The organism is Shimia ponticola (assembly GCF_007995215.1).
Taxonomy (GTDB): domain Bacteria; phylum Pseudomonadota; class Alphaproteobacteria; order Rhodobacterales; family Rhodobacteraceae; genus Shimia_B; species Shimia_B ponticola.
Map to the genome: position 1 here is coordinate 433,548 of NZ_VCDK01000005.1, position 24,395 is coordinate 457,942.

Sequence of the window (24,395 nt, forward strand, 5' to 3'; positions counted from 1 at the left end):
TTTTTGTTTTTGGAGGCCACCCATGGCTGACATGATCGCCAAGGCGGCGATGGACCAGCGCATTCGCGAGATTATCGAACCCACCGTTGAAGGTATGGGGTTTGAAATTGTGCGGATTCGGTTGCAGGGCGGGAACACGCCCCTGCTCCAGATCATGGCGCAGAAGGCGGACGGCACTATCGAAGTTGACGAGTGCGCGCAGATTTCGACGGCTGTCAGTGCTGTGCTGGATGTCGAGGATCCAATTCTGGATGCCTACACTTTGGAAGTGTCTTCGCCGGGGATCGACCGGCCGCTCACGCGGCTCAAGGACTTTGGTCAATGGGACGGCTACATTGCCAAGATCGAGACCGAAGACCTGATTGATGGACGCCGTCGCTTCAAAGGTCCGTTGCAAGGGATCGAAGGCGACGAAGTTTTGATCGAGATTGAGAACCACGGAGAGCCGGTGACCATCGGCCTCAAATTCGACTGGCTGAGCGATGCGAAGCTGGTCCTGACAGATGACCTGATCCGCGATGTCCTGCGTGCGCGCAAGGATGCGGGTCAGATTGATGAATCGCAATTCGACGAAGTGGAACAGATCGTCGGAGACGAAGAGGGAGACGCCTGATGGCCATTACTTCTGCCAACCAGCTGGAACTGCTGCAAACCGCCGAGGCGGTCGCGCGCGAAAAGATGATCGACCCAAGTCTGGTCATCGAAGCGATGGAAGAATCGCTCGCGCGTGCGGCCAAGTCGCGTTACGGCGCAGAAATGGACATTCGCGTGTCCATCGACCGCAAGACCGGCATCGCGACCTTTACCCGCGTGCGCACCGTGGTCGAAGAAGAGCTGCTGGAAAACTATCAGGCTGAGTTCACGGTTGAGCAGGCCAAGCAGTACATGGACAACCCGCAGGTCGGCGATGTCTTCGAAGAGCAGGTGCCGCCGGTCGAAATGGGCCGCATCGCTGCGCAGTCGGCCAAGCAGGTCATCCTGCAGCGCGTGCGCGAAGCAGAACGTGACAAGCAATACGAAGATTTCAAGGATCGCGCAGGCACCATCATCAACGGCGTCGTGAAGCGCGAAGAATATGGCAACGTCATCGTCGATATCGGCAGTGGCGAAGGCGTTCTGCGCCGCAACGAAAAGATCGGCCGCGAAAGCTATCGCCCGAACGACCGTATCCGCTGCTACATCAAGGATGTGCGCCGCGAACAGCGTGGGCCTCAGATCTTCTTGTCGCGGACAGCGCCAGAGTTCATGGCGGAGTTGTTCAAGATGGAAGTTCCCGAGATCTATGACGGCGTCATCGAGATCAAGGCTGTGGCCCGTGACCCCGGTTCGCGCGCGAAGATTGCCGTGATTTCCTACGACGGCGGTATCGATCCGGTCGGTGCCTGTGTGGGTATGCGCGGGAGCCGTGTGCAGGCCGTTGTGAACGAGCTTCAGGGCGAAAAGATCGACATCATCCCATGGAACGAAGATCAGCCGACATTCCTTGTGAACGCACTGCAGCCTGCAGAAGTGTCCAAGGTTGTTCTGGATGACGAAGCCGAACGCATCGAAGTTGTTGTGCCAGACGAACAGCTTTCGCTGGCGATTGGTCGTCGCGGTCAGAACGTGCGTCTGGCGTCGCAGCTGACTGGGCTCGACATCGACATCATGACGGAGGAGGAGGAATCCCGCCGCCGTCAGGCCGAGTTCGAAGAGCGCACCAAGCTGTTCATGGATACGCTGGATCTGGACGAATTCTTTGCCCAGCTCCTCGTTGCCGAAGGCTTCACCAATCTGGAAGAGGTCGCTTACGTCGAGTTGGACGAACTGTTGGTCATTGACGGTGTGGACGAAAGCACTGCCGAAGAGCTGCAGGCGCGGGCCCGTGACTACATCGAAGCGCAGAACGCCAAGGCGATTGAAAACGCCAAAGCGATGGGTGTCGAAGACAGCCTTATTGCATTTGAAGGTCTCACACCCCAGATGGTTGAGGCACTGGCAGAAGATGGCGTGAAAACGCTCGAAGACTTTGCCACCTGCGCAGACTGGGAATTGGCTGGTGGCTGGACGACAGTCGACGGCGAACGCCAGAAAGACGACGGTATCCTTGAGAAGTTCGACGTTGGCCTTGAAGAGGCACAGAACATGGTCATGACCGCGCGCGTCATGCTGGGCTGGGTCGATCCTGAAGAGCTGATCGCTCAGCAGGCTGAGGATGCGGAAGGTACCGAAGAAGAGGGGGCCGAAGCCTGACCCGAGGCGGCGCACAAAAACAGGCCGATGGGCCTGAACGCATGTGTCTGGTGACCCGTGACAGCGGACCCAAGGATGGGTTGATCCGATTTGTCACGGGGCCGGATGGTCAGGTTGTGCCTGACCTTCTGGGCAAATTGCCTGGGCGCGGTTACTATGTGAGTGCGCGCCGGTCGGTTCTGGAAGAGGCGGTCAAGAAACGGGTGTTTGCCCGTGGGGCCAAAGGCCCGGTGACGGTGCCAGAAGGACTTGTTGACGAAATCGACAGACAACTTGCGCGGCGCGTGACGGATTTGATCGCAATGGCGCGCAAGGCGGGGCTGGCAATTGCTGGTTTTGAAAAGGTGAAGGCGGCGCTGACGAATGATCGGGTCAAGGTGCTACTGCAAGCATCCGATGGGTCAGCGCGGGGCAAAGGCAAGCTATGGACGCCTGAAGGGGCACGCTGGTTTGGCTGTCTGACGGCAGATGAGTTGGGGTTGGCCTTTGGTCGGTCCCATGTGATACACGGCGCACTCTTGGCTGGTGGACTCACAACACGTGTTGTAGAGGAAGCGGCAAAGTTGAGAGGCCTGCGCGAAGAATACGCACAGAACGGCGCATCCGGCGCTGGAAAGGACACATAGCTCAATGAGCGATACTGACGGCAAAAAGACACTTGGTGTTGGCGGACGTGGTGGACGCCCTGGCAATGTAAAGCAAAGCTTTAGCCATGGCCGTACCAAGAATGTGGTGGTGGAAACCAAACGCAAGCGCGTTGTGGTTCCCAAGCCTGGTGCCGCGAAACCCGGAAGCGCGGGTCCAGTCGGCGATCCGTCGCGACGCCCCGCTGGGATCACGGATTCGGAAATGGAACGCCGTCTGAAGGCGTTGCAGGCTGCGAAGGCTCGCGAAGCCGAAGAGGCCGAAAAGCGCAAGCGCGAAGAGGAAGAGCGCGCGCAAGAGCGTGAGCGTCGCCGGGCCGAGGCCGAGGCGAAAGAGCGCGAAGAAAAAGAGCGCGAAGCGGCTTTGAAGGCGAAAGCCGAAGAAGAAGAGCGCAAGAAGCGTGAAGCCGCCGAGGCTGCGAAAATTGCTGCGCAACCGGCGCCTGCGCCAGCCGCTGACGACCGTAAAGCTGGTGGCGGCGCGCGTACCAACAAAACGCCAGAGCGCGCTGCGCCGCGTCGCGATGATCAACAACGTCCGTCCAACAAAGGTCGTGACGATGGTGGCCGCCGTGGTGGCAAACTGACCCTGAACCAGGCTCTTTCTGGTGGTGACGGGCGTCAACGTTCGCTCGCGTCAATGAAGCGCAAGCAGGAGCGCGCACGTCAAAAAGCCATGGGATCAAACGAGCCGCGCGAAAAGATCGTGCGCGACGTTCAGGTGCCAGAGGCGATTGTGGTGGGCGAACTGGCCAACCGTATGGCCGAGCGTGTGCCAGACGTCGTCAAGGCGCTGATGAACATGGGCATGATGGTCAACCAGAACCAAACCATCGACCAGGACACTGCCGAACTGATCGTCGAGGAATTTGGCCACAAGATCGTCCGCGTTTCGGACGCTGACGTGGAGCAGGTCATCGACCAGGTTGAGGACAAGGAAGAAGACCTCAAGGGTCGCGCGCCTGTCATCACGATCATGGGTCACGTTGACCACGGTAAGACGTCGCTTCTGGACGCGATCCGGAATGCCAAGGTTGTTGCGGGCGAAGCCGGCGGCATCACCCAACACATCGGTGCGTATCAGGTCGTCCAAGACGGAGCGCCTCTGACGTTCCTCGATACTCCGGGCCACGCAGCGTTTACGTCGATGCGTGCCCGTGGTGCGCAGGTGACCGATATCGTGGTTCTCGTGGTGGCTGCGGATGATGCCGTGATGCCGCAGACAATCGAGGCGATTAACCACGCCAAGGCGGCTGAAGTGCCGATGATCGTGGCGATCAACAAGATCGACCTGCCCGCTGCTGACCCGAACAAGGTGCGGACCGACCTGCTGCAACACGAAGTCATCGTGGAAGCGATGTCTGGTGAAGTGCAGGACGTCGAAGTATCCGCGCATTCCGGCCAAGGTCTGGATCAACTGCTGGAAGCCATCGCGCTTCAGGCCGAAATTCTGGAACTGAAGGCGAACCCGAAACGGGCGGCCTCTGGTGCCGTGATCGAAGCACAGCTTGATGTGGGCCGTGGTCCTGTCGCAACCGTTCTGGTTCAGAACGGCACGCTGAAGCAGGGCGACATCTTTGTCGTGGGCGAGCAGTGGGGTAAAGTCCGCGCGCTGGTCGACGACAAGGGCAACCGCGTCAAGGAAGCCGGTCCATCGGTTCCTGTCGAGGTGCTGGGCCTGAATGGTACGCCAGAGGCCGGTGACGTTCTGAACGTCGTCGACACCGAGGCGCAAGCGCGTGAGATCGCGGAATACCGTGAACAGGCCGCCAAGGACAAACGCGCCGCTGCCGGTGCCGCCACGACGCTTGAACAGCTGATGGCAAACGCGAAGGCCGACGAAAATGTGTCCGAGCTGCCGATCCTGGTGAAGGCTGACGTGCAGGGCTCTGCCGAGGCGATTGCGCAGGCGATGGAAAAGATTGGCAACGACGAAGTGCGCGTGCGCGTCCTGCATTCAGGCGTTGGTGCGATCACGGAAACGGATGTCGGCCTTGCAGAAGCGTCTGGCGCGCCAGTCATGGGCTTTAACGTCCGGGCCAACGCATCAGCGCGAAACACGGCGAACCAGAAGGGCGTGGAAATCCGCTATTACAGCGTGATCTATGACCTTGTGGACGACGTAAAAGCTGCGGCCTCTGGCCTGCTGTCTGCTGAAATCCGCGAAAAGTTCATCGGTTATGCCGAGATCAAGGAAGTCTTCAAGGTCACGGGCGTCGGCAAGGTTGCCGGTTGTCTGGTCACCGAGGGTGTTGCCCGCCGTTCGGCTGGTGTGCGCCTGCTGCGTGACAACGTCGTGATCCACGAAGGCACGCTGAAAACGCTGAAGCGCTTCAAGGACGAAGTGGCTGAGGTTCAGTCTGGTCAGGAATGCGGTATGGCGTTCGAGAACTACGACGATATCCGGCCTAAGGATGTCATCGAGATCTTCGAGCGTGAAGAAGTCGAGCGTACGCTGGACTGATCTCCTCCGCTGACGGAACAGACCAAAAGAAAAGGCCCGGTTGCGATAGTGCAACCGGGCCTTTTCTTTGAAAAATGGGACGTGTGTGTCTTAGACAGGCTTTCCCGAAAATGTCTGATCACCCACGCGCACAACGACCTTGCCATTTGGCAGGTTACGTACGAACAACCCTTGCACAGAAACACATGAACCAACTGTTATGGTCTTAATCATCTATTCGCCTCCCCATGGCTCAGATGAAGGTTTCAAAACTGCGTAAAGCTTCCGCTTACACTTCCTAATATAGGGTAAAATTGTGGCAGGCAAAGACACAAAAAAGTCGTAATTGAACTAAATTACAACCAGTCCCGCAAAATTGGAATAATCGGAATGTCTGCTGGCGGCATCGGATAGCTGCGCAGTTCGTTTTTCTTGGCCCAAGCAAGGGTTTGACCTTCGCGCGGCTCGGGAGTGCCATCCCACTTGCGGCAGGCATAGAGCGGCATAAGCAGGTGGAAGCTCTCGTAAGTGTGACTGGCGAAGGTCAGCGGGGCGAGGCAGGACTGCCATGTGTCGATGCCAAGTTCTTCGTGCAATTCGCGGATCAATGCGGCCTCTGGCGTTTCGCCTGGCTCGACCTTGCCGCCTGGAAACTCCCACAGGCCTGCCATGCTCTTACCCTCTGGACGCTGCGCAAGGAGCACGCGTCCATCAACGTCGATGAGGGCCACGGCGGAAACAAGAACGGTCTTCATGATCGGTAATCCGCGTTGATCGAAATGTATCCATGCGTCAGATCGCAGGTCCAGACCGTGGCGTTTCCGTCGCCGATGCCAAGGTCGCAGCGGATCACGAGGTCAGACTGTTTCATATAAGCCGCGCCTGCTTCTTCCGAGTAGCTCTCGGCCACCCATCCTTGTTCCGCAACAAGGATATCGCCGAACCAGATCCCGAGCTTATCGCGGTCTGCGGCTGCGCCGGATTTGCCAATGGCCATGACAATGCGCCCCCAATTGGGGTCTTCTCCCGCTATGGCCGTTTTGACGAGTGGGCTGTTGGCGATGGCCAGACCGGCCTTTTTGGCGTCATCCGGACTCGCGGCACCTTGAACCTGAATTTCCACGAATTTCGTCGCGCCCTCGCCGTCGCGAACGACCTGATGGGCGAGGTCGAGCATGATGTCGTGGAGTGCGTTGGCAAAAGCGGTCTTACCCGCAACATCCACGCCCGACGCGCCGGTACAGGCCAAGAGCAGTGAGTCAGACGTCGACGTGTCGCTATCGACGGTGATGCAGTTGAAGGTCTGGTCGTTCAGTTGCGATACAAGCGTTTGCGCCTCAGTTTGATCCAAAAGCGCATCGGTGAATATGAACACAAGCATCGTCGCCATGTCGGGCGCGATCATGCCAGAGCCTTTGGCGATGCCTGCGATCGTCACAGGTTTTCCGTCCACCTCGATGGTCGATGTGCTGGCCTTCGCGTAGGTATCAGTTGTGCGAATGGCCTCTGCCGCGTCATGCAAAGCGCCGGCCGTGAGGTTGTCGTTCAATTCTGCCAGTTTCGCCGTGATGCGGTCGTCTGGCAAAACCTCACCGATGACGCCGGTCGAAGCGGTGAAGACCCTCTCTGCAGGTACATTCGCAACCTCTGCGACAGCCGCACAAATGCGGCCCACCGATCCGGAACCGGCTGAGCCGGTAAAGGCATTGGCGTTACCGGAGTTCACGAGCATGGCTGCCCCGCTTGCCGGATCGCCGCCCAGTTTCTCCTGACAATCCAAAACCGGGGCAGAGCGCGTTGCGGATTGTGTGAACACGCCCGCAATCGAGGTTCCGGGATCAAGGACGGCCAACATCACATCCGTCCGCCCCGAATAGCGCACGCCAGCGGCTGTGGTGGCCAGACGCAGGCCCCCAATTTCCGGCAGATCCGGAAAGGATGCAGGCGCAAGCGGAGAAACCGGGAGATCAGCCATGGTTACTGCTGTGCCAGAGCTTGCAGGGAGGTTGGGTCAAAATCTTCGTTGCGCGTCACCTCGGCAGCGGCATTCAACTCGGCAACGCGCGCTTGGAGAGCTTGCGAGCGCAACTGATTGGCGATGTCGGCCTGAACAGCCTCAAAGGCCGGTGCCTCGGTGGTGCGGCTGTCATTCAGGATCAGGACGTGCCAGCCGAATTGAGTTTGGACCGGACCCGAAATGTCCCCGACTTCAAGCTCTTTGACGGCGGCTTCAAACGGCGGCACCATCATGCCTTCGCCGAACCAACCAAGCTCACCGCCACGTGGACCCGATGGGCCGATGGACCGCTCGGCAGCCAGTTCCGCAAAGTCGGCGCCATCAGTCAAAAGGGTGACGAGTTCCTGAGCCTCTTCCTCGGTTTCGACAAGGATGTGCGAGGCATTGAATTCAGGCGCGCCCTGAAAGTCTGCGATCTGCGCTTCATACGCGGCCTTCAAGGCTTCTTCGGTGACGGCCATATCTCCGATGTCGGCCAAAGCCTGCTGTGACAAGACGCTGAAGCGTTCGTTATCCTGTGCCGCGTCGAGCCATGCCGGCTCTTCCACAGTTGCGGCAAGCACTCGTTGATCGATCATTTGATCCAGAATCGCCGGATAGAGTTGCCCGATGGGAACCTGCTGGTATTCGGCTGGCAAACGGCTCGCGATGGCAAACACATGGGCTGCTGTGATCTCTTCTCCGTTCACGGTGGCAACCACAGTGTCAAAGCTGACCTCCTGAGCCTGGGCGGGTGCCAAAGCAGAGAGCGTCAGGGTCAGTGCGGTCGCTGCACCGAGCAGCATGCGTGTGGGGTTCGCCATGTTGTGATCCTTCCTTGCGCCGATGCTCTGGCGCAGCGTTGACAGGCTTTGCGACGGGTCTTACATCGCTGTGTGGTCCCGAGGGGGCTTTTGCCGCCTACAGGTTTATCTTGGGGTCAGTCTCGCGGTTTTATGCTGGCAGACGGCAGGGCGTGCAAGCCGTTCCCCCTCACAATAATGTCGTCCCGTCCGATGTGCGCGGGCAAAGAATTTACCGCCTGCAATGGGCGGACAACGAGGCGGGTCAGCAGACCCCGAAGGATAAATACGTATGCTGGGTCTTGGTGCTCTTTCAAAGAAAGTCTTTGGCACTCCTAATGACCGTAAGGTCAAAGCTGTTCGCGGGATCGTGGAAAAGATCAACGCGCTTGAGTCCGACTTCGAAGCGTTGAGTGACGATGGCCTGAAGGACAAGACCGAAGAACTGGCCAAACGGGCCATGGGGGGCGAAAGCCTTGATGATCTGCTGCCCGAAGCCTTTGCGAATTGCCGTGAGGGCGCCAAGCGAGCGCTGGGACTGCGCGCCTTTGATGTGCAGTTGATCGGCGGTATCTTCCTGCATCAGGGCAACATCTCGGAAATGAAGACGGGTGAGGGCAAGACGCTTGTCGCGACCTTCCCGGCCTACCTCAATGCCCTGACCGGCAAGGGCGTGCATGTCGTCACCGTGAACGACTACCTCGTGCGCCGGGATGCCGAATGGATGGGCAAGGTCTTTGCCGCGCTGGGTTTGACGACCGGTGCGGTTGTGCCGGGTCAGTCGGATGAGGAAAAGCGCACGGCCTACGCGTCGGACGTGACCTATGCGACCAACAACGAGTTGGGCTTTGATTACCTGCGCGACAACATGAAGGCTGACATCAAAGAGATGATGCAGCGCGGGCATAACTTTGCCATCGTGGACGAAGTGGACTCGATCCTGATCGACGAAGCACGGACACCCCTGATCATCTCAGGCCCTGCCGAGGACCGCTCAGACCTCTATGTCGCCATCGACAAGATGATCCCCGATGTGCAGGACGAGCATTTTACGTTGGATGAAAAGTCCCGTCAGGTGACCTTTACCGATGAGGGTAACGAATGGCTGGAAGAGCATCTGAGTGCGCGGGGCATCCTGCCCGAAGGTCAGACGCTCTATGATCCAGAATCGACGACCATCGTGCATCACGTCAACCAAGGTCTGCGCGCGCATAAGCTCTTTACCAAGGACAAGGAATACATTGTCCGTGACGACGAAGTGGTTCTGATCGACGAATTCACAGGCCGGATGATGGCTGGGCGTCGGTTGTCGGATGGTCTGCATCAGGCCATCGAGGCCAAGGAGGGCGTTTCGATCAAACCAGAGAACGTGACGCTCGCGTCTGTGACGTTCCAGAACTACTTCCGCTTGTATGGCAAGCTGGGCGGCATGACGGGGACGGCGGCGACTGAAGCCGAGGAATTTGCGCAGATTTACGGATTAGGCGTTGTTGAGATTCCGACAAACCGGGGCATCGCAAGGATCGACGAAGACGATCAGGTGTACCGCACCGCTCAAGAGAAATTCGCAGCGATTGTGACGGCGATCAAAGAGGCCAATGCAAAGGGCCAACCGGTGCTGGTTGGCACCACGTCGATCGACAAGTCCGAACTGCTGTCGCAAGAGCTGACCAAGGCGGGCATCACCCACAACGTCCTGAACGCGCGCCAGCACGAGCAAGAGGCGCAGATCGTCGCCGATGCCGGTAAGCTTGGGGCCGTGACAATTGCGACAAACATGGCCGGTCGCGGGACCGACATTAAGCTGGGCGGCAATGTCGAATTCAAGATTATGCAGGCCATCGCCGCTGATCCTGAAGGCGATCCGGAGGCCATTCGTACGCAGATCGAAGCCGATCACGCCAAGGACGAAGAGGCCGTGAAGGCGGCTGGTGGTCTTTATGTTCTGGCGACCGAACGCCACGAAAGCCGCCGCATTGACAACCAGCTGCGCGGCCGTTCGGGTCGTCAGGGTGACCCGGGCCGGTCGTCGTTCTTCTTGTCTCTGGACGATGACCTGATGCGCATCTTCGGGTCCGAGCGTCTGGAAAAGGTTCTGGGCACGCTGGGCATGAAGGACGGCGAAGCGATTGTGCACCCATGGGTGAACAAGTCTCTGGAACGCGCGCAGGCCAAAGTCGAAGGGCGCAACTTTGACATCCGGAAACAGCTGCTGAAGTTCGATGACGTGATGAACGACCAACGGAAAGTGATCTTTGGCCAGCGGCTTGAGATCATGGAAGCCGAGGACGTTTCCGAGATCACGCAGGACATGCGCCATCAGGTGATCGAGGACCTCGTCACCCATTACATGCCGCCAAAATCCTACGCGGATCAATGGGACACCGAGGGCCTCTATGCCGAGGTGATTGAAAAGCTGGGCATCGACGTGCCGATCATGGCGTGGGCCGACGAAGAAGGCGTCGATGACAACGACATCCGCGAGCGTCTGGAGAAGGAAACCGATGAGTTCATGGCCAAGAAGGCTGTGGCGTTCGGCACCGAACAGATGCGGTCGATTGAAAAGCAGGTCCTGCTGCAAACAGTGGACCGCAAGTGGCGCGAGCACCTCGTGACGCTGGAACACCTGCGCTCGGTTGTGGGTTTCCGGGGCTATGCGCAGCGCGATCCGCTGAACGAGTACAAATCCGAGGCATTCCAACTCTTTGAGAACTTGCTGGACAGCCTGCGCGAGGATGTGACGTCCAAACTGGCCGCCGCGCGCCCGATGACCGAGGAAGAGCAGCAAGCCTTTATCGCGCAATTTCAGGCGCAACAGCAGGCCATGCAGGAAGCCGCGCAAAAGGCGCAAGCTGAGGTTAGCGGTGCATCCCCGACTGAATTCCCCAATGCCATCGAAGGCTTTGACGAGAATGATCCCTCCACTTGGGGCAATCCGGGTCGCAATGATGCGTGCCCTTGTGGGTCGGGCAAGAAGTTCAAGCATTGCCACGGGCGCGCCTGAGCGCATCCAAATAGCGGTGGGGCGGCGATGGCCGCCCCAATTTCGCCAGATCGGTGACCTGCGCCCGCCGCAGGTCTGACGTCAAGAGTCCCTGAATTCACCCAGACTCTTGCACCATCCGGTCCCAGCCCAGCCCGAATCAAAGCGAAGATTGGTCCTGCTCGAAAAGAGTGAGGAGTTGGTCGATGAAGGCTTTGAACGCAATACCGGGTGGGCACATGATCCGTCGTATAACCATGGCAGGGGGGACCTTTGCCGTTGCGATGGGCGCGGGTTTCTTCATGCAGCAAGGCGATGCGTCTGCTGGGCGCGATGTCGCGCGTTCCGACTTGACGACCGCGCCGGTGACTGCGCCGACGGCTGCGCTGCAAACCGTTTCAGCCGAGGCCACAAACGAGGTCGAGACCAATCCGGTTTTGGACGACGTGACATTCGAAGCGGTGCTGAGCGACGCCGAAACCGTCGCCCCGACAGTGGCCAATTTCGATCCCGACACGGCCCCTGAGACCGACACACCCGAATTCCCCGCCGCGCCTGCGGCGGACACGGTTGCCGCAGAAGGCAGCAGCTGCGACCCGTTTATGTCAGCGCGTGCTATGGATGCGGCCCTTGTCCAACTGACCTTGGCCGCGCCGTGCCATTCCGCGCAACCGCTGACCGTGCATCACGAAGGGCTGATGTTTACAGCGACAACCGATGCCTCAGGAAATGCTCGGATCATGGCCCCGGCCCTGCGCGAAGAAGCGATGTTCATCGCAGCGTTTGACGATGGCACGGGCGCGATTGCGGAAACTTCGGTTTCTGACCTTGTGAACTACGATCGTGTTGTTCTGCAGTGGCAGGGCGATGCGGGGTTCGAAGTCCACGCAATGGAGTTCGGCGCGAATTATGGCGAACAAGGCCACGTCTGGCGCGAGGCCGCTCGCGAGGCCACCGATGCCGCGACAGGTACGGGAGGATTCCTCCTTGAGCTGGGTCAGGCTGTGGGCGATGCGCCGCTGCTGGCCGAAGTCTACACGTTCCCGACCGGCAAGTCGCCTCAGGCTGGAACGATCTCGCTGAGCGTCGAGGCCGAAATCACAGTGAACAACTGCGCCACGGACGTGTCCGCGCAGACGCTGGAACGGACGGCCGAGGCCAGCGTACGTATTGCAGATTTGACACTGTCGATCCCGGAATGTGAGGCAATCGGCGAGTTTCTCGTTCTACGTGATCTGCTGACCGATCTCACACTTGCCCAAGGGTGATCCCGCCGCTACGCCCTGATCCATGGCGATCAGTTGGCAACGATTGAAGCATGGCTGGGCGGCGGTTTGCGCCGCCTTCTGCTTTGTGTGCCTGCCTTCCAATGCATCTGCTGACGACATTGTTCTGCGCGCCCCAGACGGGTCGTTTGAGGTGTCCGGACCGCTCATTGGCTTTGACGGCCTTTCCTATCGCGTCGATACCCGCTTTGGGGTCCTGACACTGTCGACCTCGGCGGTTGAATGCGTCAGCGGTTGCCCCGGCTCTGGTGACGTGCCTGTCATTCGGATGGTCGGCGCGCAGTCGATGGCACGGGTGTTGATGCCTGCACTCGTCGATGTTTTTGCCATTTCCCTCGGGGTGGGAATTGAGACGACAACGGATGCCGAGACTGGCGCGCAGGTGATCACCTTGGTTGCTGCCGACGCCGGACCTTTGGCGCGTTTTTTGATTTTGGGTGGAACGACGGCAGAGGGTTTTACGGCACTGGCCGAAGGCCGGGCTGACATTGTCCTTGCGGACCGTCCGGTGACCGAGGACGAAGCCGCTCAGGTTGCTGAGGCCGGATTGGGCGACGTGACCGATCCCTTGCGCCGCCGGTTGATGGCGCGCAAGCCGCTGCGCATCGTGGTACCGCGCGGGCAAAGTGTCAGCAGTCTGGACGTTTCCGAGCTTGTGGACGTGTTGTCGGGCGAGACGCAGCGGTGGGCCGAGCTGGGAGGCGGCGCAGATGCGGTCATCAGCCTGCATACGACACGCGATGAGGCGGCTCAGATCGCAGGGCGGTTGGCAGCCGTGGCCGAGGTGCTGGCGCGCCCCGCAGAAACCACAAGCATTACCGTCCATGACGATTTGGCTGGCATGGTCGGAGCGTTGAGTGAAGATCCGGATGCGATGGCGATCACCTCCGGCACGGTCTTTTCCGGACGGGCGTTGCAGGTGTCCAATGGCTGCGCGGCAGACGGTGCGGAGACGGCGGTCGCACCGGATGAAAGCGTTGATCCACTCTTGTCTCAGTTCTGGACCTATACGGCGGCTCCGCGATTGCCAGATCTGGCGCGCGCCTTCCTTGTGTTTGCAACGGGACCCGGCGCGCAGCGGACGATTGATCGGGCCGGATTTGTGGACAAGCGGCCTGATCCTGTTCCGCTTGCCGATCAGGGCGACCGGGTGGCGCGGGCAATACTGGCGGCTGAGGACGGGGCCGGGTTTGCCGCGCTGGAGGACGCGATTGCGGCCTTGGAAGGTCATGACCGCCTGTCGCTGGCGTTTCGGTTTACGCCGGGCACAACAGAGCTTGAACCGATGTCGCAGAGCGATGTCCAGAGTCTGGCGGCATTTCTGGATGCGGGTTTATTTGACGGCGAAGAGCTTGTCTTTGCCGGGTTCTCGGACGGGATCGGGGCCGCAGAGGCAAACCGCAGCCTGTCACAAGATCGTGCCGAGGTTGTTCGCACCGCTGTGCAGGATTTGATGGTGACCAACCCGAACCGGGCCGAGCTGATCGCGCGCGGGTTTGGGGAGGTGATGCCTTTGGCCTGTGACGAATCCGTTTGGGGCCGTCACGTGAACCGCCGTGTTGAGGTTTGGGTCGCGCCCAGGTTCTAGGCCTGCGCTAAAGCAAGCCTTCTGCCCGAAAGCTAAGTTCGCGCGATTGCCCGACGATGATATGATCATGAATTGTAAGGCCGAGCGCTTGGGCGGCGGTGTCAATTTGCTGGGTCATGTTGATGTCGGACTCCGACGGTGTGGGGTCACCGGAGGGGTGATTGTGCACGAGGATCAAGGCCGAGGCGTTCAGTTCCAGCGCACGTTTGACCACCTCGCGCGGGTAGACGGGTACGTGATCAACGGTGCCACGCGCCTGCGCCTCATCTGCGATCAGGACATTCTTACGGTCAAGAAACAGGATGCGGAATTGTTCCGTGGCGCGGTGCGCCATGGCGGTATGGCAGTAGTCGAGAAGCGCGTCCCATGAGGACAAGACAGGTCGCCTCATGACACGCGCCCGCGAGAGGCGCTGAGCGGAAGCCTCGATGATTTTGAGTTCTGTGATGACTGCATCGCCAATGCCTTTGACGCTTTGCAATCGATCCGGCGCCGCAGAAATAACGCGGTTGAAATCGCCAAACGTGTCGAGCAATGCACGCGCCAGTGGCTTTACATCGCGCCTGGGGATGGCGCGAAACAGCACGAGTTCGAGCAATTCGTAATCGGGCATCGCGCCCGCGCCGCCGGACATGAACCGTTCGCGGAGGCGCGTGCGATGATCCGCGATATAGGATGGCTGCTTGCCCGAGGCAGGCGTGATCACCACCTCATCAGCGTCGAAGAAATCCGGTGTCTGTTCGCGAAACTGGCCCATGCGTGAACCGTGGCGGGTTTGGGTTAATGCGGCGTTAAACCCAATGGGCGGTCCCGCCCGCCTCCCTCTTCGCCACGTGCCGCGGCTGTGACCAATGGGGGCGCGCGTTCCGCGCGACATGGGCCTGCGGCCCATCCCTGCGGGCGAGTATTTTTGAAACATAGAAGGAGCGAGGTCGCTCGAAAAGGAAAGGGCCGCGCATTTGGCGGCCCTTTACGATTTGTCTTGGGTTCGGGATCAGCCTTTCATGCTGTCCCAGAAACCTTTGACGGATTTGAAGAAGCTTGAGCTTTCCGGATTGTTTTCCTCGCTCAATTCTTCGAATTCGCGCAGCAGTTCCTTTTGGCGCGATGTCAGGTTCACCGGAGTTTCCACCGCCATTTCGATGAACATATCCCCTGTGCCGCCACCGCGCAGGGCAGGCATGCCTTTGCCGCGCAGGCGCATCTGGCGGCCGGATTGGCTGCCGCCCGGGATTTTGACGCGGGCGCGGCCGCCGTCGATTGTTGGCACCTCAATATCGCCGCCGAGGGCAGCGGAAGTCATGGAGACAGGAACACGGCAGAACAGATCGACGCCGTCGCGTTCGAAGATCTCGTGCTTGGCCACATCGATAAAGATGTAGAGATCGCCATTTGGACCGCCGCGCATGCCGGCTTCGCCTTCGCCGGACAGGCGGATGCGGGTGCCGGTTTCAACACCTGCAGGGATGTTCACGCTGAGCGCGCGATCTTTCTCGACCCTGCCTGCGCCGCCGCAGACCTTGCATGGGTTCTGAATGATCTGACCGGTGCCGGAACAGGTCGGGCAGGTCCTTTCCACGGTGAAAAAGCCCTGCTGTGCACGCACCTTGCCCATGCCTGAACAGGTCGGGCAAGTCTGTGGTTCGCTGCCGCCTTCGGAACCTGTCCCTGTACAGGCTGTACAGGACACAGAGGTTGGGACATTGATGGTCTTGGTCAGGCCTGCATAGGCCTCTTCCAGCGTCACGCGCAGGTTGTAGCGCAGGTCGGACCCGCGGGTTGCGCGGTTTCGACCGCCGCCGCGGCCGCCCATCTGACCGCCGAAGAGGTCGTCAAAGATGTCGGAGAAAGCCGAGGCAAAGTCACCTTGACCGCCCATGCCACCCATCCCGCCGCCGGGACGACCGCCCATGCCGCCTTCGAAAGCGGCGTGACCGTAGCGGTCATAGGCGGCCTTTTTATCGGCATCTTTTAGGACGTCGTAGGCTTCGTTGGCTTCCTTGAACTGAGCTTCTGCATCCGGGTTGTCGGCGTTGCGATCCGGGTGCAGTTCCTTGGCCTTGCGGCGGTACGCTTTCTTGATCTCGTCGGGATTTGCGCCTTTCGAGATGCCGAGCGTTTCGTAATAATCACGTTTGGACATTCAGGTCCTCCTGAAACGAACTTGGGGCGAGCGTGCCGCCCGCCCCATTGGTTCGTAGGGACAACAGCGCGCCAATCAGCGCTTGTCGTCGCCCAGGTCTTCAAAATCGGCGTCGACGATATCGTCGTCTGCGCCACGGCCACCATCTTCTGGCTCTTCGCCATCACCGGCAGCCGCTGCTTCCTGCGAAGACTTGTAGATCGCTTCGCCCAGCTTCATTGCGGCTTCGGTCACGTTCTGGATGCCGCCTTTGATCTTGCCCGCGTCTTCGCTTTCCAGATCGTCCTTCAGTGCGGCAATCGCCAGCTCGATCGCTTCGATCGTGGTTGGGTCGACCTTGTCGGAATGCTCTTCCATCGACTTTTCGGTCGAGTGGATGAGGCTTTCGGCCTGGTTTTTGGCTTCGATCAGCTCGCGACGTTCCTTGTCCGCCTCGGCATTTTCTTCGGCATCGCGAACCATCTTGTCGATGTCCTCGTCCGACAGACCGCCCGAGGCCTGGATCGTGATCTTCTGTTCTTTGCCGGTGCCTTTGTCAGCCGCGCCCACGGACACGATGCCGTTGGCGTCGATGTCGAAGGTCACTTCGATCTGAGGCATACCGCGTGGTGCCGGTGGAATTTCTTCAAGGTTGAACTGACCCAGCATCTTGTTGTCTGCGGCCATCTCACGCTCACCCTGGAAGACCCGGATCGTCACAGCGTTCTGGTTGTCTTCGGCGGTCGAGAAGATTTGCGATTTCTTCGTCGGGATCGTCGTGTTGCGATCGATCAGACGGGTGAAGACGCCGCCCAGTGTTTCGATGCCCAGCGACAGAGGTGTGACGTCCAGCAGGACGACATCCTTGACGTCACCTTGGAGAACACCGGCTTGAATGGCGGCACCCATGGCAACCACTTCGTCGGGGTTCACGCCCTTGTTCGGCTCTTTGCCAAAGAACTTGGTCACCTCTTCGATGACTTTTGGCATACGTGTCATACCACCGACCAGAACGACCTCGTCGATGTCATTCACCGACAGGCCCGCGTCTTTCAAAGCAGCCTGGCAGGGTTTGATCGACTTTTTGATCAGGTCACCAACGAGCGATTCCAGCTTGGCACGGGTCAGTTTGACAACCATGTGCAGCGGGGTGCCGGATTTGGCGTCCATTGAGATGAACGGCTGGTTGATTTCGGTCTGCGACGACGAGGACAGTTCAATCTTGGCCTTTTCAGCCGCCTCTTTCAGGCGCTGCAGGGCCATCTTGTCCTTGGTCAGGTCGACGCCGTTTTCCTTTTTGAACTCATCCGCGAGGTAGTTGACGATGCGCATGTCAAAGTCTTCACCGCCGAGGAACGTGTCGCCGTTGGTGGATTTGACTTCGAACAGGCCGTCGTCGATTTCGAGGATGGTTACGTCGAACGTACCACCACCAAGGTCATAAACCGCGATGGTTTGGGTTTCGGTCTTGTCGAGACCGTAGGCCAGCGCCGCTGCGGTCGGTTCGTTGATGATCCGCAGGACTTCAAGGCCGGCGATTTTACCAGCATCTTTGGTCGCCTGACGCTGAGCGTCGTTGAAATACGCCGGGACGGTGATCACGGCCTGTGTCACGTCTTCGCCAAGATAGGATTCGGCGGTTTCTTTCATCTTTTGCAGGATGAAGGCCGAGATTTGCGATGGGGAGTATTTTTCGCCGCGCGACTCGACCCATGCGTCGCCATTGCCGCCGTTGATGACTGCGAAAGGCATGTTCTTTTTGTCTTTGGCCAGATCCGCGTCGTCGAACCGGCGGCCGATCAGACGCTTGACGCCAAAGATGGTGTTTTCCGGGTTAGTGACGGCCTGGCGTTTTGCCGGCTGGCCAACGAGGCGCTCGTCATCTGTGAAGGCCACGATGGACGGTGTCGTCCGCGCACCTTCTGAGTTTTCGATCACGCGTGGCTGCGATCCATCCATGATGGCGATACAGCTGTTGGTCGTGCCGAGGTCGATCCCAATCACTTTTGCCATGTTATCTCATCCCTTTCTGGCGATGTTTTCGTAGGCCCGCTTTTGCGGCACCTGCCTGCAAATTTGGTAAGAGCGACTCCTTAGGAACCGCTCTGCTGAAGGGCTATATAGGAGGGGTGTTGGTGGCCTGCAAGCGGCGCGTGTGATTTATTTGCAACGCTTCGGGTGCTGTTTTGCGAGCGCTTTGGGAGTGTGAAAATGAAGCTGACCGTGCGTGGGTTTGACGTCTTCAAGAAATATCTGAATCGTGCCGCTCAAGAGAGCATGGTCGAGGACCTTCGCGGCGTCCTGTCGGAAGCACCTTTGGTGCAGCCGGTGACACCTTCAGGCAAACCCATGTCCGTGAGAATGAGCGCTGCGGGCAGTCTGGGCTGGATCACGGATCGCACCGGGTATCGCTATGCGGATCGGCATCCATCGGGTGGCTCATGGCCCGACATCCCTGAGGACATTCTGTCGGTTTGGCACACGGTTACCGGGCTGGACCGTGTTCCCGATTGTTGTCTCATCAATTGGTATGGCGAAGGGGCGCGGATGGGATTGCATCAGGACAAGGACGAAGGCGATTTTTCATGGCCTGTGGTGTCGATTTCGCTTGGGGATGATGCTTTGTTTCGGATGGGCAACGTGACCCGTGGGGGCAAAACCGAATCAATTTGGCTGAATTCGGGCGATGTCGTGGTGATGGGTGGTGAGGCGCGGCTGGCCTACCATGGCATTGATCGGGTCAAACACGGATCATCGCCGCTTTTGCGCAATGGCGGGCGGATCAACCTGACACTTCGGGTGGTGTCAGACGCTACCTGAGGCTGCAGCATCCAGACAGGACATCAGCGCCAAAAGTATCTTCGTAAATCACGGTCGCGGACAGCCCGAATACCAGATCACTCATACCGTCATTGCAGGACTGGCGCGTCACGCTGAGTGTCATCGCACCAAGCGCACCGTGTCCAAGTGCACCATGGGTGTTGGGGGCGTTTGCGGCCATGGCCAGCGGCGACATTTCATAGCTCAGTGAGTCGCTTCCCAGCCGATCAAGGACCGTCGTGTGATCCGCTTGAAAGTCGAGGTTCCAGAAGGGCTCGGTCCCGTGACAAAACAATTGCTCGGGCAGAAACCCACCGTCCTGACCCGCTTGGCGCGCCAGAAACCGGAGGGATGACCACCCCATCTGTTCGCCTGCAGCAACGCGCGCCCACTTCCCGGAGGAGTCCGTTCCAATGACTTCGACGTCGCGTTCGAAGGGGGCAAAATGATCGAGGACGGGCGAACGCGCCGATGGTTCAGCCCGGATATTCAGGACGTCATTCGAGGCGACGCCGGTGACGTCATAGAGGGCTGGAAATGGGTCGCCCAAAGCTGGGCTGGCCAGCAGCAGGCACAGAGACCAGGCCCTAAGCGCGCGCACTCCAGCTCTCCGAAGCATGTTTGCGGGTATAAAACTCACCCATTAAACCCAGCATAATCAAAACGATGCCGACAATGATCGGGTATTCGAGGTTTGAATTCCGGGGCGAATAGTTGATGAACGCAAAGCCGCGCGACTGATCGATGGCATGAAACAGCGGGTTCCAGTCAAACATCGCAAGCATCGCGGGCGGCAGGGAATTGGCGACGAACATCTTGCCCGATGCGATCATGTTGGCCCGCGCATAAAGCGCGCTGCCGACAGTCACAAAGGACGGGGCCCACGGTTTAAGCGCGAGGAACACGACGCCGACCGCTACGCCCGTAAACCACGCAATCAACAGGCAGCCGAATGCGGCGAGCGGTTTGTCGAAGGCCACAGGTTCGACGGCCACGTTGTAGATCCAGAAGATCACGACCATCGACAGGATTTGAATGTAGAGTTGGGCAAGCGCCGTGCCGGTGATCGCGATGATCGTGTTCATCGGCGCATGTTTCATCATCGGCGAGGCTGGCCCCTCGGACGCGACAACAGCCCCCATGGTTTTTGTGTGCGTCAGAAAGAGGAAAATGCCTGACATGATGTAGATCAGGAAATCACCTCGGATCGCGACACCGCGCAGTCCCAAGATGGTGAACATGAAATAGAACGCCCCCACGAAGAGGAATGCCTGCATCATGGCCATGACCAAGGCGACAAAGGCATTAGAATGAGACTTGGTGACGTTGCGCACGATGGAGTGGTAGATCACCTCCAGCATGCCCAGGGCCGCGCCGCCCCGGCTTTTGATCCGCCTTTGCTCAAACATTGGGCTGATTTGCTCCTACTAAAGGTGCCCTTTTGGCACGGGATGCTTGCCGTCTCCGTACGGTCAAAATAAGGCAGGGGCGAATTTTGATCAACTTCAAGGATGTTCACCCATGGATTATGCGGCTTTGACGACCACGATGCGGCGGCTTGCTATCGAAGCGGGCGCAGTCATCATGGACATATACAACTCTGATGATTTCGACGTGAAAGCCAAGTCTGACGATAGCCCCGTGACCGAGGCTGACGAGGCCGCGGACGCACTGATTTCCGCGGGTTTGCGCGCCACGTTTCCGGACGTGACGCTGGTGACAGAAGAACAGGCTGCGAGCCACAGCGAAAAAGCCTCGACCTTTTTGATCGTTGATCCGCTGGACGGCACCAAAGAGTTCATCAATCGGCGCGGCGACTTTACCGTGAACATCGCCTACGTCGTGGACGGTGTACCTGTGCGCGGTGTGGTCTACGCCCCGGCTAAGAACCGTCTGTTCTACACCGATGCAGATGGGGTGACCGTGGAAGAGACGGGCGCATTTGATCCTGCAACGCCGGGTGACACAGCGCCGATCAAAGTCCGCACGCCGGATAACGGCGCGCTGGCTGTCGTGGCATCGAAATCGCACCGTTCGCCAGAGTTGGAAGACTACATCGGCAAATATGCCGTCGAAGACAGCAAGGCAGCGGGATCGTCACTCAAGTTCTGCCTGATCGCGTCGGGCGAGGCTGATCTTTACCCTCGCCTTGGTCGCACGATGGAGTGGGACACGGCAGCGGCGCATGCGGTGCTGGCTGGTGCCGGTGGGCACGTGGTCCGGTTCGATGATCTGACCCCGCTGACCTATGGCAAAGACGATTACGCCAACCCGTATTTCATCGCCTACGCACCCGGCGTCGAACTGAAGTCAGCCTGATGTCGGCACTGATTGTCATCCCGGCCCGCTACGCCTCGACTCGGTATCCCGGCAAGCCTCTTGTGTCGCTTACCGGGGCCAGCGGCCAAGCCATGAGCCTGATTGAACGCTCGTGGCGTGCGGCTATAGCTGTCAACGGCGTGGAGCGTGTGGTTGTGGCCACGGATGATGATCGCATCAGGACGGCCTGCGAAGCCTTCGGCGCCGAGGTTGTCATGACCTCGCCCGAATGCGCCAACGGGACCGAGCGTGTGGCCGAGGCCGTCAAGAACATGGGCGCGGATCACGAAATCATTGTGAACCTTCAGGGCGACGCGCCGCTCACGCCTGCGTGGTTTGTCGAGGCCTTGGTGGCCGCGATGCGCGATGCACCGCTCGCTGATATCGCCACGCCGGTTCTGCGGTGTGACGGGCGCGCGCTGAATGGATTTCTGGACGACCGCAAGGCGGGCCGTGTCGGTGGTACGACGGCGGTGTTCGGGGCCGGAAACCGGGGGCTCTATTTCTCGAAAGAAGTGATCCCCTACACGGGTCAGGACTACGCGGATGATGCCGAAACCCCCGTATTCCACCATGTCGGGGTCTATGCCTATCGGCCGGCTGCTCTTGCGGCCTATCCAACCTGGCCTGTTGGGCCGCTCGAAACACTTGAGGGGTTGGAGCAACTCCGATTCCTTGAGCAGGGCCGCGATGTCCTATGTGTCGAGGTTGATGGCAAGGGGCGCGCCTTTTGGGAATTGAACAATCCAGAGGATGTTCCTCGGATCGAAGCGATCCTGTCAGAGCTTGGCGTCGATTAGGGGGCGGTTTGCCCGATCTTTCCCCTGCCGCACGTTGGACAGCCCTTCGATAGTGCTATCCTGCGATCATTGCCCGGCGGTTGGGTAATTGTTAGCACTTATGGTAGAAACGACGCATAATTGGGCCTGACATGGGCACCGTTCGGTCACAAGCTTTGCAAACTTTACCGACAAAAACCAAATGGGGCGCTTAGCGCACCGCGTAAATGGACGTGAAGGTTAAAGATGACACGCAAGATTACCAAAGCGATTTTTCCCGTTGCAGGCCAGGGGACACGCTTTCTTCCCGCGACCAAATCGGTTCCCAAGGAAATCATGACCCTCGTGGATCGCCCGTTGATCCAATACGCGATTGACGAGGCACGCGAAGCCGGGATCACCGAGTTCATCTTTGTCACTTCACGCGGAAAAGGCGCGCTGGAAGACTATTTTGACCACTCGCCGCAGCTTGAGGCGTCTTTGGAGGCCAAGGGCAAGACCGACCTGTTGAACATCTTGCGTGCCACCAACATGGAAAGCGGCGCGATTGCCTATGTGCGGCAGCACAAGGCGTTGGGCCTCGGTCACGCCGTGTGGTGCGCAGGGCGTCTGATCGGGAATGAGCCGTTTGCGGTCATCCTGCCCGACGACGTCATTCAGGGTGAAGAAAGCTGCCTCAAACAAATGGTCGAGGCCTATGAAGAGACTGGCGGCAACATCGTCGCCGCGATGGAAGTCCCGTATGAAAAGACGTCGTCTTATGGCGTCTTGGACGTGAAAGAGGACATGGGTCAGATCGTGTCGACGCGCGGCATGGTCGAAAAGCCCAAGGCAGACGAAGCCCCATCCAACCTTGCTGTCATTGGGCGTTACATCCTGAACCCGTCTGTCATGGAAAACCTGTCCCGCACACAGAAGGGTGCCGGCGGCGAGATCCAGTTGACCGATGCCATCGCTCAAGAGATCGAAGAAGGCCGCGACGTGTACGGTTTGCGGTTCCGCGGTCAACGCTTTGACTGCGGATCAAAAGCCGGCTTCCTGCAGGCGACGGTATCTTTCGGACTTGCGCGCGAAGAGCTGCGCGATGAGTTTTCGAATTATCTGTCCGAGCTGCATAGCCTGCGGTCTGCTGCAGAGTAATTCCTGACAATCCAAGCCGGTTTCGTCGTGGTGCGTGACATGATCTGACGTGCGCGTTAGGCGTTTTGTCATGGCATCACTGTCCGAAGCATGGCTGGCATATAAATTGAGGTGGCGCAGGCGCAGATATCTGGCGCGCGCCATTCGCAAACGCCATGAGCTGACGACGGTTCGCGCAGAGGTGCCGCGTGACCCAGCGGCTATGCTGGCGTTTTCGACCATCCGAAATGAGGTCACGCGTCTTCCCTATTGGTTGGAGCACCATCGCGCCCTCGGAATTGATCATTTCCTGATCGTCGACAACGGCAGCGATGATGGCACGGCCGAGTACTTGGCCCAGCAAAAGGACGTATCGGTCTGGCGCAGCGAGGCTAGCTACAAGGCATCGCGGTTTGGTGTGGATTGGCTTGCGTGGCTGCAACTCAAATACGCACCGGGGCGCTGGGCGCTGACGGTCGATGCCGATGAACTGTTTGTCTATCCGGATGCTGAAAATCGCAATCTACGCGACCTGACCGAATGGCTGGATGGGCGCGGCATACGCGCCATGGCGGCGCTGATGCTGGACATGTACCCGCGCGGGGCGCTGTCATCCGTGACCTATGCGGCTGGAGACGATCCGGCCCAGGCGTTGCCGTACTTTGATGCCGATGGCTACGCTTGGGAACAACAGGCCAAGTATCGAAACATCTCGATCCGAGGTGGACCGCGCAAACGGGTGTTTTTTGCGAACGCGCCGGATCATGCGCCGCATATGCACAAGGTCCCGTTGGTCAAATGGGCGCGGCCCTATGTCTATGTCAGTTCGACCCATATCGCTCTGCCCCGGCACCTGAATGCCGGGTTCGACCGACGCACGAACCAGCCGACCGGAGCCTTGCTACACACCAAGTTTCTGCCCGAGGTGATTGAAAAATCCGCCAGCGAAAAGACCCGTGCAGAGCACTTTACCCATCCCGAGCGCTACGGTGATTACTATGACCGGATTGTCGATGATCCGGTGCTTTGGCATGCGGGGTCCGTTAGGTATGCCGGGCCGTCGCAACTGGTTGAGCTGGGCCTGATGTATGCGGGTGACTGGGGGCAAACCCAGCTGTGAGGCTAACTATTGGGAAACATTCCCCCTTTATTGGGGATATTGCCGTTGTCCGATTAACAATCTGGGCCTATCACTGATCTATGCGGAGTGGGTAAGGCTGCACGAAGCATCAGGATGTGCATAGGCAAAACACGGCCTGAA

The 24,395-nt window shown here is 59.1% G+C and carries 20 protein-coding genes; 12 read left to right on the forward strand and 8 right to left on the reverse strand.

The features are described 5' to 3' along the window. Nucleotides 1–22: 22 nt before the first annotated feature. Genes rimP through infB form a run of 4 tightly spaced genes read left to right on the forward strand, consistent with a single transcriptional unit; the run spans nt 23 to nt 5,340 of the window. Complete coding sequence (rimP, locus tag FE702_RS12300; protein WP_147126601.1) at nt 23–613, forward strand: ribosome maturation factor RimP; 591 nt, start codon at nt 23–25, stop codon at nt 611–613. Continuing rightward, on the forward strand, nt 613–2,232 hold the full coding sequence (gene nusA / locus FE702_RS12305) for a transcription termination factor NusA (protein ID WP_147126602.1): 1,620 nt from the start codon (nt 613–615) through the stop codon (nt 2,230–2,232). The genes rimP and nusA overlap by 1 nt, the downstream gene beginning before the upstream one ends. After that, nucleotides 2,229–2,858 (forward strand): RNA-binding protein, encoded by a 630-nt coding sequence (locus FE702_RS12310; protein ID WP_147126603.1) that lies wholly within the window; start codon nt 2,229–2,231, stop codon nt 2,856–2,858. Before nusA ends, FE702_RS12310 begins: the two co-directional genes overlap by 4 nt. 4 nt (nt 2,859–2,862) lie before the next feature. Then, a complete protein-coding gene (gene infB / locus FE702_RS12315) occupies nt 2,863–5,340 on the forward strand; it encodes a translation initiation factor IF-2 (RefSeq protein WP_147126604.1) in 2,478 nt (825 codons plus the stop codon). A 335-nt stretch (nt 5,341–5,675) separates the two neighbouring features. On the opposite strand, the gene FE702_RS12320 is transcribed toward infB, so the two are convergent. From FE702_RS12320 to FE702_RS12330, 3 genes are read right to left on the reverse strand one after another with little or no spacing between them, the layout of a single operon-like run. Then, the gene (locus FE702_RS12320) at nt 5,676–6,074 is read right to left on the reverse strand and encodes a (deoxy)nucleoside triphosphate pyrophosphohydrolase (protein ID WP_147126605.1); all 399 of its coding nucleotides are present in this window, start codon (nt 6,072–6,074) and stop codon (nt 5,676–5,678) included. Further along, the gene (gene argJ / locus FE702_RS12325) at nt 6,071–7,294 is read right to left on the reverse strand and encodes a bifunctional glutamate N-acetyltransferase/amino-acid acetyltransferase ArgJ (RefSeq protein ID WP_147126606.1); all 1,224 of its coding nucleotides are present in this window, start codon (nt 7,292–7,294) and stop codon (nt 6,071–6,073) included. The genes FE702_RS12320 and argJ overlap by 4 nt, the downstream gene beginning before the upstream one ends. 2 nt (nt 7,295–7,296) lie before the next feature. Continuing rightward, complete coding sequence (locus FE702_RS12330; protein ID WP_147126607.1) at nt 7,297–8,139, reverse strand: peptidylprolyl isomerase; 843 nt, start codon at nt 8,137–8,139, stop codon at nt 7,297–7,299. A 271-nt stretch (nt 8,140–8,410) separates the two neighbouring features. On the opposite strand from FE702_RS12330, the gene secA reads away from it, so the two are divergent. From secA to FE702_RS12345, 3 genes are all read left to right on the forward strand, one after another. Then, nucleotides 8,411–11,122, forward strand: coding sequence for a preprotein translocase subunit SecA (gene secA, locus FE702_RS12335; protein WP_147126608.1), 2,712 nt, complete (start codon nt 8,411–8,413; stop codon nt 11,120–11,122). Nucleotides 11,123–11,340: 218 nt separating this feature from the next. Next, a complete protein-coding gene (locus tag FE702_RS12340; RefSeq protein WP_147126609.1) occupies nt 11,341–12,369 on the forward strand; it encodes a hypothetical protein in 1,029 nt (342 codons plus the stop codon). Nucleotides 12,370–12,391: 22 nt separating this feature from the next. Continuing rightward, nucleotides 12,392–13,975, forward strand: coding sequence for a phosphate ABC transporter substrate-binding/OmpA family protein (locus FE702_RS12345; protein ID WP_147126610.1), 1,584 nt, complete (start codon nt 12,392–12,394; stop codon nt 13,973–13,975). A gap of 7 nt (nt 13,976–13,982) precedes the next feature. Here FE702_RS12345 and radC read toward each other — a convergent pair whose 3' ends face one another. The 3 genes from radC to dnaK all read right to left on the reverse strand — a co-directional run bounded on the left by radC (nt 13,983) and on the right by dnaK (nt 18,110). Continuing rightward, nucleotides 13,983–14,732, reverse strand: a complete 750-nt coding sequence (gene radC, locus FE702_RS12350; RefSeq protein WP_147126611.1) for a RadC family protein — start codon at nt 14,730–14,732, stop codon at nt 13,983–13,985. A gap of 237 nt (nt 14,733–14,969) precedes the next feature. Further along, nucleotides 14,970–16,118 (reverse strand): molecular chaperone DnaJ, encoded by a 1,149-nt coding sequence (gene dnaJ, locus FE702_RS12355; RefSeq protein ID WP_147126612.1) that lies wholly within the window; start codon nt 16,116–16,118, stop codon nt 14,970–14,972. Between the two features lie 75 nt (nt 16,119–16,193). Continuing rightward, on the reverse strand, nt 16,194–18,110 hold the full coding sequence (dnaK, locus tag FE702_RS12360; RefSeq protein ID WP_147126613.1) for a molecular chaperone DnaK: 1,917 nt from the start codon (nt 18,108–18,110) through the stop codon (nt 16,194–16,196). A gap of 198 nt (nt 18,111–18,308) precedes the next feature. Here dnaK and FE702_RS12365 point away from each other — a divergent pair, with 198 nt between their 5' ends. Next, on the forward strand, nt 18,309–18,917 hold the full coding sequence (locus FE702_RS12365; RefSeq protein ID WP_147126614.1) for an alpha-ketoglutarate-dependent dioxygenase AlkB family protein: 609 nt from the start codon (nt 18,309–18,311) through the stop codon (nt 18,915–18,917). Here FE702_RS12365 and FE702_RS12370 read toward each other — a convergent pair. Together FE702_RS12370 and FE702_RS12375 are read right to left on the reverse strand one after the other, a co-directional pair. Continuing rightward, the gene (locus tag FE702_RS12370; RefSeq protein WP_147126615.1) at nt 18,910–19,518 is read right to left on the reverse strand and encodes a COG3650 family protein; all 609 of its coding nucleotides are present in this window, start codon (nt 19,516–19,518) and stop codon (nt 18,910–18,912) included. The two genes, FE702_RS12365 and FE702_RS12370, sit on opposite strands and share 8 nt — an antisense overlap. Further along, nucleotides 19,505–20,326 carry an ABC transporter permease gene (locus FE702_RS12375; protein ID WP_147126616.1) on the reverse strand — a complete coding sequence of 274 codons (822 nt, stop codon included), beginning with the start codon at nt 20,324–20,326 and terminating at the stop codon, nt 19,505–19,507. The genes FE702_RS12370 and FE702_RS12375 overlap by 14 nt, the downstream gene beginning before the upstream one ends. A gap of 112 nt (nt 20,327–20,438) precedes the next feature. On the opposite strand from FE702_RS12375, the gene cysQ reads away from it, so the two are divergent. The 4 genes from cysQ to FE702_RS12395 all read left to right on the forward strand — a co-directional run bounded on the left by cysQ (nt 20,439) and on the right by FE702_RS12395 (nt 24,254). After that, on the forward strand, nt 20,439–21,236 hold the full coding sequence (gene cysQ / locus FE702_RS12380; RefSeq protein ID WP_147126617.1) for a 3'(2'),5'-bisphosphate nucleotidase CysQ: 798 nt from the start codon (nt 20,439–20,441) through the stop codon (nt 21,234–21,236). Beyond that, entirely contained in the window at nt 21,236–22,036 is an 801-nt protein-coding gene (locus FE702_RS12385; RefSeq protein ID WP_147126618.1) for a 3-deoxy-manno-octulosonate cytidylyltransferase, read from the forward strand. Before cysQ ends, FE702_RS12385 begins: the two co-directional genes overlap by 1 nt. A 225-nt stretch (nt 22,037–22,261) precedes the next feature. After that, nucleotides 22,262–23,155, forward strand: a complete 894-nt coding sequence (gene galU, locus FE702_RS12390) for a UTP--glucose-1-phosphate uridylyltransferase GalU (protein WP_147126619.1) — start codon at nt 22,262–22,264, stop codon at nt 23,153–23,155. A gap of 70 nt (nt 23,156–23,225) precedes the next feature. Further along, nucleotides 23,226–24,254 (forward strand): glycosyltransferase family 2 protein, encoded by a 1,029-nt coding sequence (locus FE702_RS12395; protein WP_147126620.1) that lies wholly within the window; start codon nt 23,226–23,228, stop codon nt 24,252–24,254. Nucleotides 24,255–24,395 lie beyond the last annotated feature (141 nt).